This is a genomic window from Mycolicibacterium baixiangningiae (assembly GCF_016313185.1).
GTDB classification, from domain to species: domain Bacteria; phylum Actinomycetota; class Actinomycetes; order Mycobacteriales; family Mycobacteriaceae; genus Mycobacterium; species Mycobacterium baixiangningiae.
In genome coordinates this window covers 1243149-1258705 of record NZ_CP066218.1, presented here as the reverse complement: position 1 = coordinate 1258705, position 15557 = coordinate 1243149, and the positions used below count along the sequence as shown (strand labels likewise).

Sequence of the window (15557 nt, the reverse complement as noted above, 5' to 3'; positions counted from 1 at the left end):
GTCGATTAGATCCGCTTGCAAGGAGCTTCGCTACCCGCCAGTACCGAGTGGCAGTTTGCGAAACTCGCAATTGTTCAGCCTCGTCTCAGGTACGTTGCGCTGTGTCCAACATCACAGCAACCAAGGGGTCGTCTATGCACGCAACTCTGCGTCCTTATGTCACGGCGGGGGTGTCGCTCGTCGGAGCCAGCGCCATCGCCCTCAGCCCGGTCAGCCCGATCACACCGGCGGATATCAAGGTTCCCGCGGTCGCCACCTCGTCGGCTGCCGTCGACCTGGTGGTGAATCCGATCGACTTCTACGCCGCCCTATTCGCAGAATCCGCGGACAACGTCGGTGCCCTCGTCGACATATTCCTGGCCAATCCGACGCCGATCCTCTCGCAGGTCTTCGACAACCAGCTTGCCAACGCAGAGCTGATCGCCGGCGCGCTCGAGCAGGTGGCCGAGGGGCTCGTGCCCATCCTTACCCAGCAGGTTCCCTTGCTGCTGGAAACGGCGTTCGCCGCTCTCGCCGAGGGCGATGTCGAGACAGCCCTGAACACACTGCTGTCGATCCCGACAACAGTCGCCGCACTACCTGCTTTCGTCGGCCTCGGCGCCGCCCTCCTGCCGATCATCACGGCGTCAGGCAACATCAACAACGTTGTTCAGCAAGTCCTCGGGGGTGCGATTCTCGGCGGGGCCGTCGCGGCATTCGGTCCGCTACTTAGCACTGTCGGCGCAAGCGGAACCGCTATCCAGGGCGTGCTCGACGGTGTGGCCGCCGGCGATATAGGCGCGGTGGCCGACGCAATCGTCAACGCTCCCGGCGTGATCATCGACGGATTGTTGAACGGCGGATACGGCCCGCCACTGCTCGTCGTTCCGGCACCGGGCCTCCTCACCCCCAATGCCGTGTTCGGGACGCTGGGTGCCGGGCCCATCGGATTCGTCCTCGCAATTCGGCAGGCAATCGCCGACGCGATAACGCCGCCAGCGCCTCTCAGCACTGCTGAGCAGCGCATCGCCGGCGATCCCGAAGCGGGGGAAGGCTTGCCGGAGGCCAACAGCATTGCCGACGAGGGCCAGACAATCACGGTCAGCACGGAGGATGTCCAGACCCCGGCGGACGGCACGACACCAGAACCGCAGGGCGGCATTCCGGCCGCGAACACCGACGTTGACGGCCTCGGCGTCACCGAGGAGGGCGGCACCGAGGTGGTGACCACGGTGACGGAGGTCGACGAGGGCTCGGGGGAGGCGGACGTGGAAGCCGGCGAGACGATCAAGCCCGGGAAGGTGCGGCCCAGCCAGAATCTGCATAAGGGCTTCCAGAATGCGGTCGAACGGGCGGGGCAGCAGATCAGGAGCGTCGAGAAGCGCATCGGTGGCGCGATCGATAGGCTCACCGGCCGCAGCGGCGCCGGTACCAAGAAGACCGCCGATTCCAACACCGGTGGCGGCACGGCAGGTGGCGCCGGCAACGACGGCGGCGGCAACGATACGGGCGATGACGGCGGCGACGGCGGCGACGGCGACAGCTGACCCATGCCAGCATGGTCGGTCCTCCTCCCGCCTGTCGGGAGGAGGACCGTTCGGCAAACCGAGCGCACCACTGCCACTCCCCGTGGCCAATCAGATTGGGGGACAGAGGTTGTCGGCACAGACTTCTACCGTCGTCGATGGCCTCGACGGGTTCTCCTTCGATCACGAGACAGTGCGGTTCGAACTCGACGGCAACTCGTACGAGATTGTGTTGTCGGCAGCGAACGCATCACGGCTGCGCGCCGAACTACAGCCATGGATCGACGCCGCCAGACGAACCGGCGACCGCCGCACGCGTCGTCGCCCGATCAACGCGATGCCACGCCGGGCCTCGGCTAGAGAGCACCGAGCGGCGATTCGCGCGTGGGCTCGACTCAACGGATACGGCGTCGCAGTGCACGGCCGAATCCCCCGCCATGTCGTGGACGCGTACACCGCCGCGTGCGTTGGTGAACCGCTTCTGCCATCGCGGTGGGCCATACTGGGCGTATGCGGTCCATCTGGAAAGGTTCGATCGCCTTCGGCCTGGTGAACGTACCGGTCAAGGTCTACAGCGCGACCGAAGACCATGACATCAAGTTCCACCAGGTCCACGAGAAGGACAACGGGCGCATCCGCTACAAGCGGACCTGCGAGGTCTGCGGCGAGGTCGTGGAATACCGCGACATCGCCAAGGCCTTCGAATCCGACGACGGTCAGATGGTGATCATCACCGACGAGGACATCTCCACGCTGCCGGAGGAACGCAGCCGTGAGATCGAGGTCCTCGAATTCGTTCCGGCCAGCGATCTGGACCCACTGATGTACGACCGCAGCTACTTTCTCGAACCCGACGGCAAATCGTCGAAATCGTATGTGCTGCTTGCCAAGACGCTGTCGGAGACTGATCGGGTGGCGATTGTGCACTTCGCGTTGCGCAACAAGACCCGGTTGGCCGCGCTGCGCGTCAAGGATTTCAGCAAGCGTGACGTGATGATGATCCACACGCTGCTGTGGCCCGACGAGATCCGCGACCCCGATTTCCCGGTGCTGGACAAGGAAGTCGAGATCAAACCGGCCGAGTTGAAGATGGCCGGTCAGGTGGTCGAGTCGATGACCGACGACTTCAACCCGGACCGCTATCACGACGACTATCAGGATCAGCTGCGCGAGCTGGTGTCGGCCAAGCTCGAAGGTGGTGACGCGTTCGCCGTCGAGGAGCAGCCGACCGAACTCGACGAGACCGAGGACGTGTCCGATCTGCTGGCAAAGCTGGAGGCCAGTGTGAAGGCGCGGCGCTCGGGCGGAAGCTCCGACTCAGACGACTCAGACGACTCAGACGACTCTGACGACTCCGACGACGAGCCGGCGAAGAAGACCGCTGCCAAGAAGGCACCCGCGAAGAAGGCCGCAGCGAAGAAGGCACCGGCCAAGAAGACCGCAGCGAAGAAGGCTGCCGCCAAGAAGTAGACCGCTCCGCGTTTGTAACCAGGTGGCGGGAAATCGCGCGCCTTTCCGCCGTCAGGTCACGAACGAGGGCAATGAGAACGTGTTGCAGGATCGCCTCATCACACCCGCCCGCCCTTGCTACGGTGACGCCCGGTGAAAGGAAGGTCAGAGGTGATCCTGGACAGATTCCGGCTCGACGGACAGGTCGCGACCGTCACGGGCGCAGGCCGCGGACTGGGTGCCGCCATCGCGTTGGCGTTCGCCGAAGCCGGTGCGGACGTGGTGATCGCGGCCCGCACGCAGTCCCAACTCGACGAGGTCGCCGAGCAGATCCGGGCCACCGGCAGGCAGGCCCACGTCATCGTCGCAGACCTCGCGCACCCGGAGTCGACGGCGCAACTCGCTACCGCCGCGGTCGAGGCGTTCGGGAAACTAGACATCGTCGTCAACAACGTCGGCGGCACCATGCCGGCGGCGCTGACCGACACCTCGGCGAAGGACCTCAAAGACGCGTTCACCTTCAACGTCGCCACCGCCCACGCGTTGACGACCGCGGCCGTACCGCTGATGCTCGAGCATTCCGGCGGCGGCAGCATCATCAACATCACCTCGACGATGGGCCGGGTCGCCGGGCGCGGCTTCGCGGCATACGGCACCGCCAAGGCCGCACTCGCCCACTACACCCGCCTCGCCGCGCTCGACCTCTGCCCGCGGATCCGGGTCAACGCGATCGCACCCGGCTCCATCCTGACCTCCGCACTCGACATCGTGGCCAGCAACGACGACCTGCGCGTGCCGATGGAGACGGCGACCCCGATGCGCCGGCTCGGCGAGCCCGAGGACATCGCCGCCGCCGCGGTGTACCTCGCGTCACCGGCTGGGAGCTACCTGACCGGCAAGACCCTCGAAGTCGACGGCGGGCTGACGTTCCCGAACCTCGACATGCCCTTCCCGGACCTCTAGGAGACTCACGGTGATTCGCGTCGCTCAGATCGGCACCGGCAACGTCGGCACCCATGCGCTCACCCAGCTCATCAACGACCCGCAGTTCGAATTGACCGGCGTGTGGGTGTCGTCGCCGGCCAAGGCCGGTAATGACGCCGCAGAGCTCGTCGGCCTGTCCGAGCCCACCGGCATCACGGCCACCACCGATCTGGACGAGGTGTTGGCTGCCCAGCCGGAGTGTGCGGTCTACACCGCGATGGCCGACAACCGGTTGCCGGAGGCGCTCGAGGACTACCGGCGGATCCTGTCGGCGGGGATCAACATGGTCGGCAGCGGGCCGGTGTTCCTCCAGTATCCGTGGCAGGTGCTGCCCGAGGAGTTGATCGCCCCGATCGAGGAGGCCACCCGCACCGGCGGTTCCAGCCTCTTCGTCGGCGGCATTGATCCCGGCTTCGCCAACGATCTGCTGCCGCTGGCGCTTGCCGGGACCTGCCAGCGCATCGACCAGATCCGCTGCATGGAGATCGTCGACTACGCCACCTACGACAGCCCGACGGTCATGTTCGACGTCATGGGGTTCGGCAAGCCGCTCGACGACCTCCCCATTCTGCTGCAACCGGGTGTGCTCAGCCTGGCGTGGGGTTCGGTGGTCCGCCAGCTCGCCGCCGGGCTGGGCATCGAACTCGACGAGGTCACCGAGACCTACGTGCGTGAGCCCGCCCCGGATGATTTCGAGATCGCGTCCGGGCCGATCGCCCAAGGCACTGCCGCCGCACTGCGTTTCGAGGTCCGCGGCATGTGCGGCGGTAGGGCCGCGGTGGTGCTCGAACACGTCACCCGGCTGCGCGAAGACCTGTGCCCGGACTGGCCGCAGCCCGCGCAACCGGGCGGCTCGTACCGGATCGAGATCACCGGTGAACCGACCTACGCCCTCGACCTTTGCCAGAGCAGTCCGAACGGCGACCACAACCGCGCAGGACTGGTGGCGACGGCGGCGCGCATCGTCAACGCCATTCCCGCCGTTGTCGCTGCAGAATCGGGCATACGAACGACGCTCGACTTGCCCCTTCTGACCGGGAAAGGGCTGTACGCTGGCTGTTAGCGGACACCCTAGTGAAGGACGTGGCTATGCGGACCACTCTGCGCTACCTCACCCCATTCGCCGTGGCTGCCGGCGCGGTCGGCGCGATCCTCGCCGCCCCGGTTGCCGTCGCCCAGCCCAGTGGCGACGACGACGGCAAGTGCCTCAACGTGGCCCCCAACGCCCTGGGAGAAGGCGTTACCTGCCCGCCATGGGACACCCAGTTCGCCACGCAGCCACAGGACATCCACAACCAGAGCACTTACATCTACCCGTTCGGCGACCCGTTCTACGGTGCCGCCACGGTTGTCGACTGGGGTTAGAAGGGAACACGTGAACAGGACTTTCGGCCTTGCGCCCGTCGCCCTCGCAGTGGGCATCGGTGCGGCGGTCCTCATGGCGCCCTCCGCGGGCGCCCAACCCAACTGCGTCACCACCGGCGAAACCGGCATCGGCGGCACCACGACACAGTGCAGTTCGCCGGGCAACACACAGATCGTCACCTCCCCGGGGCAGACCAACTTTCTGTACCCGTGGAACGACTACTACTACGGCCCGGCGCTGGTCTTCGGCTGGTAGCCACCACGCCGACTGGCCGTACCAGGAGGCTCCGATGAACATCGGATTATCCACGGCCACAGCACTTTCTGCTCTCGCGCTCACCGGCGCGGCCATCGTGACGGCACCTGCAGCCGCAGCTCTGCCCGAGTGCGTGAACACCAGTCCGCGTACCACGCAGTGCCAGACCGGTGGCAGCAGTCAGATCGTCACCACACCCCCCGATATCAACTACGGCTTCCCGTTCTGGGGGTTCGGCATATTCCCCTTCGTGTTCTGACGGCAACGGACACCGCACCACGCAGCGGTCGGGGGTCGTGCGTTTGGTCCGCAGATTTTCGGCTAACCTAACTTTTCTATTCGCTGCTCCGCAGGAAGGAAAAGCCGGGTGCTGCCGGACATCGAGGAACGACGCGCGAGGCCGACGTGGCTGCTGCTCGGGCCGGCGTTCGTGGCCGCGATCGCCTATGTGGATCCGGGCAACGTCGCGGCCAACGTCAGCGCCGGCGCCCAGTTCGGATTCCTGCTCGTCTGGGTCATCGTGTTGGCCAACGTGATGGCCGGCCTGGTGCAGTACCTGTCGGCGAAACTCGGGCTGGTCACCGGCCGCTCGCTGCCCGAGTCGGTCGCCGACCGCGCCCGGACGCCGACGCGCATCGCCTACTGGCTGCAGGCCGAACTGGTCGCCGTCGCCACCGATCTCGCCGAGGTCGTCGGCGGCGCGATCGCGTTGTACCTGCTGTTCGACCTGCCGCTGCTGGTCGGCGGGGTCATCACGGGCGCGGTGTCGCTCGCCTTGCTCGCGGTGCAGAATTGGCGCGGCCAGCGGATGTTCGAGCGGGTGATCACCGGCCTGCTGCTGGTCATCGCGATCGGCTTCCTGACGAGTGTGTTCGTCGAGCCACCCGCCGTCGCCGACGTCGTCGGCGGCCTTCTTCCGCGGTTCGACGGCGCCGAGAGCGTGCTGCTGGCGACGGCGATGCTGGGTGCGACGGTGATGCCGCACGCGGTCTACCTGCATTCCGGCCTCGCCCGCGACCGCCACGGCCACCCCGATGCCGGCCCCCGAAGGCGCACGCTGCTCAAGGCCACGCGGATCGACGTGGGGTTGGCGATGCTGATCGCCGGCGCGGTGAACATGGCGATGCTGCTGGTCGCGGCCACCAATCTGCAGGGCATGTCCGACACCGACACCCTCGAGGGCGCGCACGCCGCGGTGCAGCAGACGCTGGGCCCCACGGTCGCGCTGTGTTTCGCGATCGGCCTGCTGGCATCCGGCCTGGCGTCGACATCGGTGGGCGCCTACGCGGGCGCGATGATCATGGGCGGTCTACTGCGCCGGTCCTATCCCCTGTTGCTGCGTCGCCTCGTCACGCTCGTTCCCGCCCTGGTGATCCTCGCCATCGGTGTCGACCCGACCCGGGCCCTGGTGCTGTCGCAGGTCGTGCTGTCCTTCGGCATCCCGTTCGCGCTCATCCCGCTCATCCGGCTGACCAGTGACCGGGCCCTGATGGGCGCCGACGTCAATCACCGCGTCACCACCACGCTGGGGTGGGCCGTCGCAGGATTGATTAGTCTGCTGAATGTGGTGCTCATCTATCTGACCGTGACAGGCTGAATGCTGCGCGATCGTCGTCACGCCTACTTCGCGTACGGGTCCAACCTGTGCGTGCGGCAGATGGCGCAGCGCTGCCCCGACGCCGTCGACCCGCGTCCGGCCACCCTGTCCCACCACGACTGGCTGATCAACGAACGCGGCGTGGCCACCGTCGAACCGCTCCACGGCGCCGAGGTGCACGGGGTGTTGTGGCAGGTGTCCGACCACGACCTCGCCACGCTCGACAGCGCCGAAGGCGTTCCGGTGCGCTACCGCCGGGACCGGCTCACCGTGCACACCGACGAGGGTCCGGCGCCGGCGTGGGTGTACATCGACCACCGCGTCGAACCGGGCCCACCGCGACCGGGCTATCTGGACCGCATCATCGACGGCGCCCTGCACCACGGTCTGCCGCACCGTTGGGTCGAATTCCTCAGGCGCTGGGATCCGATGCACTGGCCGCACCGCCCGCAGAGTTCGAATTCGGCAGGGCCGCAGACACTCTCAGAGCTGCTCGCCGACCCCGCGGTGATCGAGCACAGCGTACTGCGGTCGCGCTTCGGGTTCCTGGCCATCCACGGCGGCGGGCTCGAGCAGATGACCGACGTGATCGCCGAACGCGCCGCCGAGGTGGCCGGCGCCTCGGTGTACGTGGTGCGCCACCCCGAGCAGTACCCCTACCATCTGCCGTCGGCGCGGTATCTGGCCGACGAGTCGGCGCAGCTCGCGGCATTCCTCGACCATGTCGACGTGGCGGTCTCTCTGCACGGTTACGGCCGCATCGGGCGCAGCACCGAACTGCTGGCCGGCGGGCGCAACCGGGCGCTGGCCGCGCATCTGGCCGCCCACATCGACATCCCCGGATACCGGGTGATCACCGACCTGGACGCCATCCCGCCGGAACTGCGCGGGCTGCACGCCGACAACCCGGTCAACCGGATGCGTGCCGGTGGAACCCAACTCGAGCTGACCTCCCGGGTGCGCGGCCTGAGCCCGCGCAGCCCGCTCCCGGGCGAGGACGGCCTGTCCCCCGCCACCTCGGCGCTCGTCCAGGGATTGGCCGCAGCCGCGAAGACCTACTTCGCCGCCGGCTGAGCCGGTAGGTCCTCGAGGTCGAGGACCGGCGTCGGACGGCTGAAGCCGCGGGTGACGACGAGCAGCCACCCGAAACCGATTGCCAGCCAGATCAGCCCGATCGTCAGCGCCTCACCCGAAAGGCTGGTCCACAGCCACACCGTCAGCGCGAAGCCGACCAGGGGCAGGACCAGGTTGTTGAGCACGTTCTTCTCGCCGGCATCGACGAAGTAGTGCTTGACCACCGTCAGGTTGACCGCCGAGAACGCCACCAGCGCACCGAAGCTCACCACCGAGGCCAGGATCGCCAGGTCGATGACGAGCGCCGCCAGCGAGATGACCGAGATCACCAGGATGGCCCACGTCGGCGTGCTGAACTTCACCGAGACGTGCCCGAACACCTTGCGCGGCAGCACACCGTCGCGGCCCATCGCGTACACGATGCGCGCCACCGACGCCTGCGACGTCAGCGCCGAACCCAGCGCCCCGGCGACGTATGCGGCGGTGAAGAACGCCGACAGGAATGCGCCACCGGCAGCGGTCATGACGTCCACCGAACCCGTGTCCACGCTCTCGAAGGCGTTGGACGGGAACACCACCTGCGACGCGTACGACAGGATCACGAACAGCACGCCGCAGATGACGGTGGCCAGCATGATGGCCTTCGGCACGTCGCGCCGCGCATCCTTGGCCTCCTCGGAAAGCGTTGAGACCGCGTCGAATCCGAGGAACGACAAGCACAGGATCGCCGCCCCCGCCAACACCGGCCCCAGTCCGCCCGCGGTGCCGTCACCGCGGAACGGCGCCATCACGTCGACCTGGCCCGATCCCGAGAGCGTGGCGACCGTCATGACGAGGAACACCGCGATGAACACCGCTTGGATCGCGATGATGAGCATGTTGGCCCGCGCTACCGACACGATTCCGACGATGTTGAGCACCGTGACGATCACGATGGTGACCACCACGATCGCCCACTGCGGGATGGCGGGCACCGCCTCGTTGAGGTAGAGGCCGATGACGAGGTAGTTCAGCATCGGCAGGAACAGGTAGTCCAGCAGCAGCGACCAGCCCGCCAGGAAGCCGATGGGTGCGCCGAAGGTCTTCTGCGTGTAGGCGTACGCCGATCCGGCGACCGGGTACGCGTAGGCCATGCGGGCGTACGACCGCGCGGTGAAGATCATCGCCACCAGCGTCACCACGTAGGCCAGCGGCACGCGGCCACCGGACTCGACCGTGACGATCCCGTAGGTGGTGAACACGGTGAGCGGCACCATGTACACCAGGCCGAACAACACCAGCGAGGGCACGCCGAGGACACGGCGCAGCTGGCCCTCACCCTCGCCCACAGGTGGGTGCAGGGGTGTGGTCGATGACATGGAGACTCCCTTCAGCGGCCCGACGGCCCTATGAGCTTGCCTCCGAGACACGTTCCGCGTACCTCGATCGCGGGAATCTCCAGCGCCGGTGTGGATCGCGGGTCGGCGCTCAACCACACCAGGTCGGCACTGGCGCCGGGAGTGAGCCGGCCCCACCGCTGCTCGGCGAACGCCTGGCGCGCCACGCCCGCGGTGTAGGCACGCATGGCCCGCTCGACGGGAACGATCTCCGCCGGGGTCCAGCCGCCCTCCGGTGTGCCGGCGGCGGTGCGCCGCGACGCCGCCACGGCGATGCCGTCGAGCGGGGCGCCCGAGGACACCGGCCAGTCCGAGCCGAACGCCAGCACGTCGGCCTGGTCGAGAGTGCGCATGCGGTACTGCCGGTCCGAGCGTTGCTGACCGAGGCGCGGCACGGTCAGCACCGTCATCAGCGGATCGAGCTGCGCCCACAGCGGCTGCATGTTGGCGATCACGCCGAGCCGCGCGAACCGGTCGATGTCGGCGTCGTCGACGAGCTGGGCGTGGGCGATGACGGGCCGGCGATCCCGTGGACCGTTGACCCTGATGGTGTGTTCGATGGCGTCGAGCGCCTGGCGCACCGCGGCGTCCCCGATCGCGTGGACGTGGATCTGGAAGCCGAGTTCGTCGACCCGGCACACGGACTCGGCCAGCGAGTCGCCCTCCCAGACCGTCATCCCGTGGTTGTGCAGTCCGGAGCAGTACGCCTCGAGCAGCGCGCCGGTCTCGTTCTCCACCACGCCGTCGGCGAAGAACTTCACGGTCTGCGCGGTCAGCATCGGGGCGGCCAGCTCCTCGACGCGCCGGCGCGCCTCGGCGTACTGCGGCAGCTGGGTGTCGAAGTGGCGGGGATCGGCGTAGAGCGCCAGGTTGAACCGCATCCGCAACGCGTCGCGGCGGGCGGCGGCAAGGTAGGTGTCGACGTCGCCCGGCTCGACCCAGGCGTCCTGCACCCAGGTGACCCCGCGGGCGAGGTAGTAGTCGGCGGCGGTCCCCAGCGCGGCCACCCGGATGTCCTCGTCGCGTTCGGGCATCACCGCGGTGACGAGGTCGACAGCGCCCCACTCGCGCAGGGTCCCGAGCACCGACCCGTCCGCGCGGTGCGGGATCTCACCCAGCGCCGGGTCGGGGGTGTCGGCGGTGATGCCGGCGCGCTGCAGGGCCACCGAGTTGCACCACACGGTGTGGTAATCCCACGCCCGCAACACCACCGGACGGTCCGGAACCGCCGCGTCGAGCCAGCGCGCGTCGAACAGTCCGCCCTCGGCGAGGCTGCCGTCGTAAGAGGCGCCGACGATCCAGTCGGCCTCCGGATGCGCCTCGGCGTATCCGCGCACCGCTTCGACGATTTCATCCACCGAACCGCAGCCGCGGACCGGCGGGCCCACCTCCTCGAGTCCACCGAGGAGCGGATGGGCGTGGCCGTCACCGAACGAGGGCATCAGGAATCCGCCGTCGAGGTCGATCTCTTGGTCGGCCGTGTAGGCGGTGGCTTCGTTGCCGATCGCAGCGACCGCGCCGTCGACCACCAGCAGCGCCTCGGTGTCGGGTTCGGACGTGCCGGTCCAGATGGTGCCGTTGCGGAATAAGGTCGCTGCCACGGCTGGGAACTATAACCATCCTTACGGCAGTCGGCTCCGAATAACGATCGTGGAAACGAAATCTGCCGTCGACGCAGCGGCCGCGGTGGTCACCGGACCCGTCGACACGACGCCCGCGCTGTACCGGACCCGCGTCACCCACCTGCGCCGGGCTCCCGTGCACCACTACTTCGAGCTCAACAGCTACAGCTGGTACGTCGACCTCGACGCGCTGCCGCGGCTGCCCCGCTGGGTTGCGCCGTTCGCCCGGTTCGAGGCCGGCGACCACTTCGACGGGAACGCGGGCGACACCCTGCGGGCGCGCGTCGACACCTTCCTGGCCGGCCGCGGCATCGACCTCGGTGGCGGCCGCATCACCGCGCTGCTGCAACCGCGGGTGCTCGGCTACACGTTCAATCCGCTGAGCCTGTACTGGTGTCACGACGCCCACGGCGCGCTGCGGCACGTGATCGCCGAGGTGCACAACACCCACGGCGAGTGGCATGCGTACGTGATCCCGCCGGACGGCCCCAACCCCGCGATGGTCCGCAAGCGGTTCTACGCCTCTCCGTTCAACGGTATGGACGGGTACTACCTGGTGCGGGCGCCGCGGCCGGACGGCGAGCTCGACGTGACGATCTCGTTGCACCGCGACAACCAGCCGGCGATCGTCGGCACCCTGCGCGGCACCGGCCGGCCGGCGACCCTCGCCCAGGTGCTTCGGCTTCAGATGACCAAGCCGATCGCACCGCTGATGAGTGCGCTGAGCCTGCGGGTGCAGGGGCTGATCCTGCGCGCGCGCCGGGTGCCCGTGACACCCCGGCCGGCCGTCGGCAGGCCGGAAATCCGGGCCGCGAGCGTGGCGCATTCGTGAGCAGAGACGCAGCTCTTCACCGAATCGGTTGCGGGACAGTCTATTCCAGGCACCGCATCCGGGGATGGCCATACCTGTGACCGCCCTGGCAGGGCCGGTTAGGCTACCGTTTGTGACCACTGACCTCGACGAACTGTTACGGCAGGTGGCCCAGCGGGATGTCGACGCGTTCGCCGCGCTCTACGACCGGACCAGATCGCGGGTGTACGGAATGGTCGCCCGGGTGCTGCGGGACCCGGGCTACAGCGAAGAGACGACGCAGGACATCTACCTGCAGGTGTGGCGGTCGGCCGGCAACTACGACCCCAAGGCCGGTTCCCCGATGGCGTGGCTGCTGACCCTGGCGCACCGCCGCGCCGTGGACCGGGTGCGCTCGGAGGAGGCCGCGTCGCAGCGGGAGTCCCGATACGGCGCGGCGACCGTCGACCCACCCGTCGACCATGTCGCCGACTCGGTGATCCTGCTCGACGAACGCCGCCGCGTCGTCGACTGCATGGCGTCGCTGAGCGATCTGCAGCGTGAGGCGATCCGGCTGGCGTATTACGAGGGGCTGACCTACGTCCAGGTCTCCGAGCGGCTGTCGGCGAACCTCGCCACCATCAAATCCCGGATGCGCGACGGCATCCGCGGACTGAAGAACTGTCTGGCCATCTCATGACAGAGCCGATGAATACCGACCTCCGCGACCTCGCGACCCCGTATGCGCTGCACGCGGTGTCCACCGACGAGCGCGCCGACATCGAGCGGTGGCTCACCGCCGCCGAACCCGAGGTGGCGGACGCGTTCACCGACGAAGTCCGTTCGGTGCGGGAGGCGATGGCGGTGCTGTCGGCTGCCACCGCGGCCGAACCGCCGCCGCACCTCCGGGACAGCGTGCTCGCCGCGGTCGCCGCCGATCCGGTGCGCGACCTGAACAGCGCGCGCCGTCAACGGGCCGGTGAATCACGTTGGCGCACCGCCGTGTTGGCGGCCGCCGCGGTGGCCGTGGTCGGTCTGGGCGCACTGGGAGTGGGGTTGGCCCTGCGCCCGTCGGTCACTCCGACGACGGCCGATCAGGTGTTCGCCGCCCCGGACGTCCAGACCGTGTCGGGTCCGATACCCGGCGGCGGAACCGCGACCGTGGTGTTCTCCAAGGAACGCGACGCCGGCGTGCTGGTGATGAACGACGTCCCTCCGCCGAAGCCCGGCACCGTGTATCAGATGTGGCTGGTCGGCTCCGACGGACCGCAATCGGCGGGCACGATGGACGACAAGGCGATCTCGCCGTCGACCACCGCCGTGCTCTCCGACCTCGGGGCGTCACAGGCATTGGCGTTCACGGTCGAACCACCCGGCGGCTCCCAGCGGCCCACGTCTCCGGCGTTCGCCGAGTTGCCCCTGACCTAAGTGGCCAGCGTGGCGTCTGCGACCGCGTCGATCACGTCGGCGATGTCGCCGCGACGCCCCCACGCCGCGCGCTGACGCATGGCGCCGTTGCCCTGCTCGTCGAGTCGCGCCAGTTCGTCGCGGACCAGCTCTTCATCGCCGACCGCCCGCAGCGCTGGCGCGATGCGGTCGACGAGTCCTGCGAGCAGTTCGCGCGCGGGCACCGGGACGTGTGATTCGGCGAGATCGATGGCCATCCCATCGAGCCCGTCGCGGGCCGACCGCCAGTACGCGGCGTCGAGCGCGTGGGCGGAGATGCGGGGTACGCCGGCGCCGCTGCGTTCGTCGTCGAGGACGGTCATCACCGTTCCCCGCACCAGCGCCGCGAACAACACGGTGTCGGCGATGGTGGCCGGCACGTCGGCGACGCGCACCTCGATCGTCGGGAAGTTGGCCGACGGGCGGACATCCCAATAGACCTGGCCTTCGTCGAGCATGGCGCCGGACTGCAGCATCATCGCCACCATCGCGTCGTATTCGTCGACGGAGTCGAAGTGCGGGGGCGGGCCCGCGCTGGGCCAGCGCGCCCACAGCATCCGGCGCCAGCTGGCGTAACCGCTGTAGGCGTTGCGGTAGATCGCGGAGTTGGCGGTGAGCGCCAGCAGGACGGGAAGCCACGGCCGCAGCCGGTTGCTGACGCGGATGGCGACTTCGCGGGTCGGCACCGCGACGTGCACGTGCGCACCGCAGATCCCCTGTTCGCGGGCGAGCATCCCGAACCGGTCTGCGATGCGGTGGTACCGCGGGCTGTCGGTCACCGGGAACTCGTGCGGGACGGTCGGGGGCACGGCGACGGCCAGCAGTCGGGCACCGCTGTCCTCGGCGGCGCGGGCGGCCGCGGTCCGCAGGCGCGTCAGCTGTTCGCGCACGTCGGCCATGCTGCTCGCCACCCCGGTCGCCGTCTCGACCTGGCACGACGTGAGCTCGAGCTGCAGGTCGACGCCGCGCTCGGCGGCGTGTTGCGCCACCTCACGGCTGCGGGCGATCGGAGCGCCGGTGTCGGGGTCGACGAGGAGGAACTCCTCTTCGACTCCGACGGTGGGATGGGCAGCCATGGTGTTGCGCGGATCCCTTCTGCGAACATTGATCCGGCCCGTCGGGCGTACTCACGACGGGCCGGATCTCAGTGAGGCTTTTCGGTTGTCTCCGCGGCGGCGCGAAGCGTGCTGATCATTAGTAACCACTGGCCGCCCCGATCAAACATCGAATTTTTCCCGCGCGCATAGGATCCGGGAATGGTCGCGGATTTCCGGTTCGGCGTCGGACTGCATTCGGCTGCGTCGCTGGTAGAGGTGCAGGAGGCCGCCCGACGGGCGCAGGACAGCGGTTTCGACGTCCTGCACGTCCCGGACCATCTCGGCGCTCCGGCACCCTTCCCGGTGCTCACCGCCGCGGCCGCCGCCACGACGACACTGCACGTGGGGACGTTCGTGCTGAACGCGGGCTTCTACCGTCCGGCTCTGCTGGCCCGGGATACCGCCGCGCTGCGGGACCTGTCCGGTGACCGGTTCGAGCTGGGCCTGGGCGCCGGCTACGTGCGCAAGGAGTTCGAGGCCGCCGAGCTGCCGTTCCCGTCGGCGCGGCAGCGTGTGGACCATCTCGAGCACACCACCACCTACATCGCCGACCACGTACCGGGCGTGAAGGTGCTGATCGCGGGCAACGGCGACCGGCTGCTGACGGTGGCGGCCCGGCACGCGCACATCATCGGCCTCACCGGTGGTGACCGGGCGGCCGACGGCGACGACGATCCCCTGGCCGACCGCATCGCGTTCGTCCGTGAGGCCGCCGGAGAGAGGTTCGACGCGCTGGAGCTCAACGTCGCGATCACCGCGATGCCGCTCGACGACTCGGGACGGCCGGATCTGACGATCCCCCGTCGCTTCCTGCCCGGGCTCACCGACGACCAGCTGCTGAGGCATCCGGGGGTGCTGGCCGGGACGCCGCTCGACATGGCCGACCGGCTGCGCGAGTTCCGGGACCGCTACGGCATCTCCTACGTCATCGTGCAGGCGCCGCACGCGGAGGCGTTCGCGAAGGTCATCGCGCAGCTGCGGTGACCGTCAGCCGCG

General features: G+C 68.5%; 17 protein-coding genes. 14 read left to right on the top strand and 3 right to left on the bottom strand.

Annotation, left to right across the window (positions count from 1 at the left end):
- The first annotated feature begins 134 nt into the window (after positions 1-134).
- The 10 genes from I7X18_RS05920 (at position 135) to I7X18_RS05875 (ending at position 8230) form a co-directional block, all read left to right on the top strand.
- Positions 135-1526: a hypothetical protein gene (locus I7X18_RS05920; RefSeq protein ID WP_193044116.1), complete on the top strand. Its 1392-nt coding sequence runs from the start codon at positions 135-137 to the stop codon at positions 1524-1526.
- Complete coding sequence (locus I7X18_RS30065) at positions 1492-2058, top strand: histone-like nucleoid-structuring protein Lsr2 (protein WP_193044117.1); 567 nt, start codon at positions 1492-1494, stop codon at positions 2056-2058. Before I7X18_RS05920 ends, I7X18_RS30065 begins: the two co-directional genes overlap by 35 nt.
- Positions 2016-2975: a non-homologous end joining protein Ku gene (gene ku / locus I7X18_RS05910; protein ID WP_193044118.1), complete on the top strand. Its 960-nt coding sequence runs from the start codon at positions 2016-2018 to the stop codon at positions 2973-2975. Before I7X18_RS30065 ends, ku begins: the two co-directional genes overlap by 43 nt.
- 150 nt (positions 2976-3125) lie before the next feature.
- Positions 3126-3917: an SDR family oxidoreductase gene (locus I7X18_RS05905; protein WP_193044956.1), complete on the top strand. Its 792-nt coding sequence runs from the start codon at positions 3126-3128 to the stop codon at positions 3915-3917.
- Positions 3918-3927: 10 nt separating this feature from the next.
- Complete coding sequence (locus I7X18_RS05900; RefSeq protein ID WP_193044119.1) at positions 3928-5001, top strand: NAD(P)H-dependent amine dehydrogenase family protein; 1074 nt, start codon at positions 3928-3930, stop codon at positions 4999-5001.
- A 26-nt stretch (positions 5002-5027) separates the two neighbouring features.
- Complete coding sequence (locus I7X18_RS05895; protein WP_193044120.1) at positions 5028-5303, top strand: hypothetical protein; 276 nt, start codon at positions 5028-5030, stop codon at positions 5301-5303.
- Between the two features lie 10 nt (positions 5304-5313).
- On the top strand, positions 5314-5559 hold the full coding sequence (locus I7X18_RS05890; protein WP_193044121.1) for a hypothetical protein: 246 nt from the start codon (positions 5314-5316) through the stop codon (positions 5557-5559).
- Between the two features lie 34 nt (positions 5560-5593).
- On the top strand, positions 5594-5818 hold the full coding sequence (locus tag I7X18_RS05885; protein WP_193044122.1) for a hypothetical protein: 225 nt from the start codon (positions 5594-5596) through the stop codon (positions 5816-5818).
- Between the two features lie 108 nt (positions 5819-5926).
- Positions 5927-7156 (top strand): Nramp family divalent metal transporter, encoded by a 1230-nt coding sequence (locus I7X18_RS05880; RefSeq protein WP_193044123.1) that lies wholly within the window; start codon positions 5927-5929, stop codon positions 7154-7156.
- Positions 7157-8230, top strand: a complete 1074-nt coding sequence (locus I7X18_RS05875; protein ID WP_193044124.1) for a poly-gamma-glutamate hydrolase family protein — start codon at positions 7157-7159, stop codon at positions 8228-8230.
- Here I7X18_RS05875 and I7X18_RS05870 read toward each other — a convergent pair.
- Complete coding sequence (locus I7X18_RS05870; protein ID WP_193044125.1) at positions 8212-9588, bottom strand: APC family permease; 1377 nt, start codon at positions 9586-9588, stop codon at positions 8212-8214. The two genes, I7X18_RS05875 and I7X18_RS05870, sit on opposite strands and share 19 nt — an antisense overlap.
- Before the next feature lie 11 nt (positions 9589-9599).
- Positions 9600-11207 (bottom strand): amidohydrolase, encoded by a 1608-nt coding sequence (locus I7X18_RS05865; RefSeq protein ID WP_193044126.1) that lies wholly within the window; start codon positions 11205-11207, stop codon positions 9600-9602.
- 49 nt (positions 11208-11256) lie between these two features.
- Here I7X18_RS05865 and I7X18_RS05860 point away from each other — a divergent pair, with 49 nt between their 5' ends.
- The 3 genes from I7X18_RS05860 (at position 11257) to I7X18_RS05850 (ending at position 13446) form a co-directional block, all read left to right on the top strand.
- The gene (locus I7X18_RS05860) at positions 11257-12060 is read left to right on the top strand and encodes a DUF1365 domain-containing protein (RefSeq protein ID WP_404822717.1); all 804 of its coding nucleotides are present in this window, start codon (positions 11257-11259) and stop codon (positions 12058-12060) included.
- Between the two features lie 76 nt (positions 12061-12136).
- The gene (locus I7X18_RS05855; protein WP_193044127.1) at positions 12137-12718 is read left to right on the top strand and encodes a sigma-70 family RNA polymerase sigma factor; all 582 of its coding nucleotides are present in this window, start codon (positions 12137-12139) and stop codon (positions 12716-12718) included.
- Positions 12715-13446 (top strand): anti-sigma factor, encoded by a 732-nt coding sequence (locus I7X18_RS05850; protein ID WP_193044128.1) that lies wholly within the window; start codon positions 12715-12717, stop codon positions 13444-13446. Before I7X18_RS05855 ends, I7X18_RS05850 begins: the two co-directional genes overlap by 4 nt.
- Here the strand turns inward: I7X18_RS05850 and I7X18_RS05845 are convergent.
- A complete protein-coding gene (locus I7X18_RS05845; RefSeq protein ID WP_193044129.1) occupies positions 13443-14540 on the bottom strand; it encodes a glutamate--cysteine ligase 2 in 1098 nt (365 codons plus the stop codon). The two genes, I7X18_RS05850 and I7X18_RS05845, sit on opposite strands and share 4 nt — an antisense overlap.
- Positions 14541-14720: 180 nt before the next feature.
- On the opposite strand from I7X18_RS05845, the gene I7X18_RS05840 reads away from it, so the two are divergent.
- On the top strand, positions 14721-15545 hold the full coding sequence (locus I7X18_RS05840; protein WP_193044130.1) for an LLM class F420-dependent oxidoreductase: 825 nt from the start codon (positions 14721-14723) through the stop codon (positions 15543-15545).
- The last annotated feature ends 12 nt before the right edge of the window (positions 15546-15557 follow it).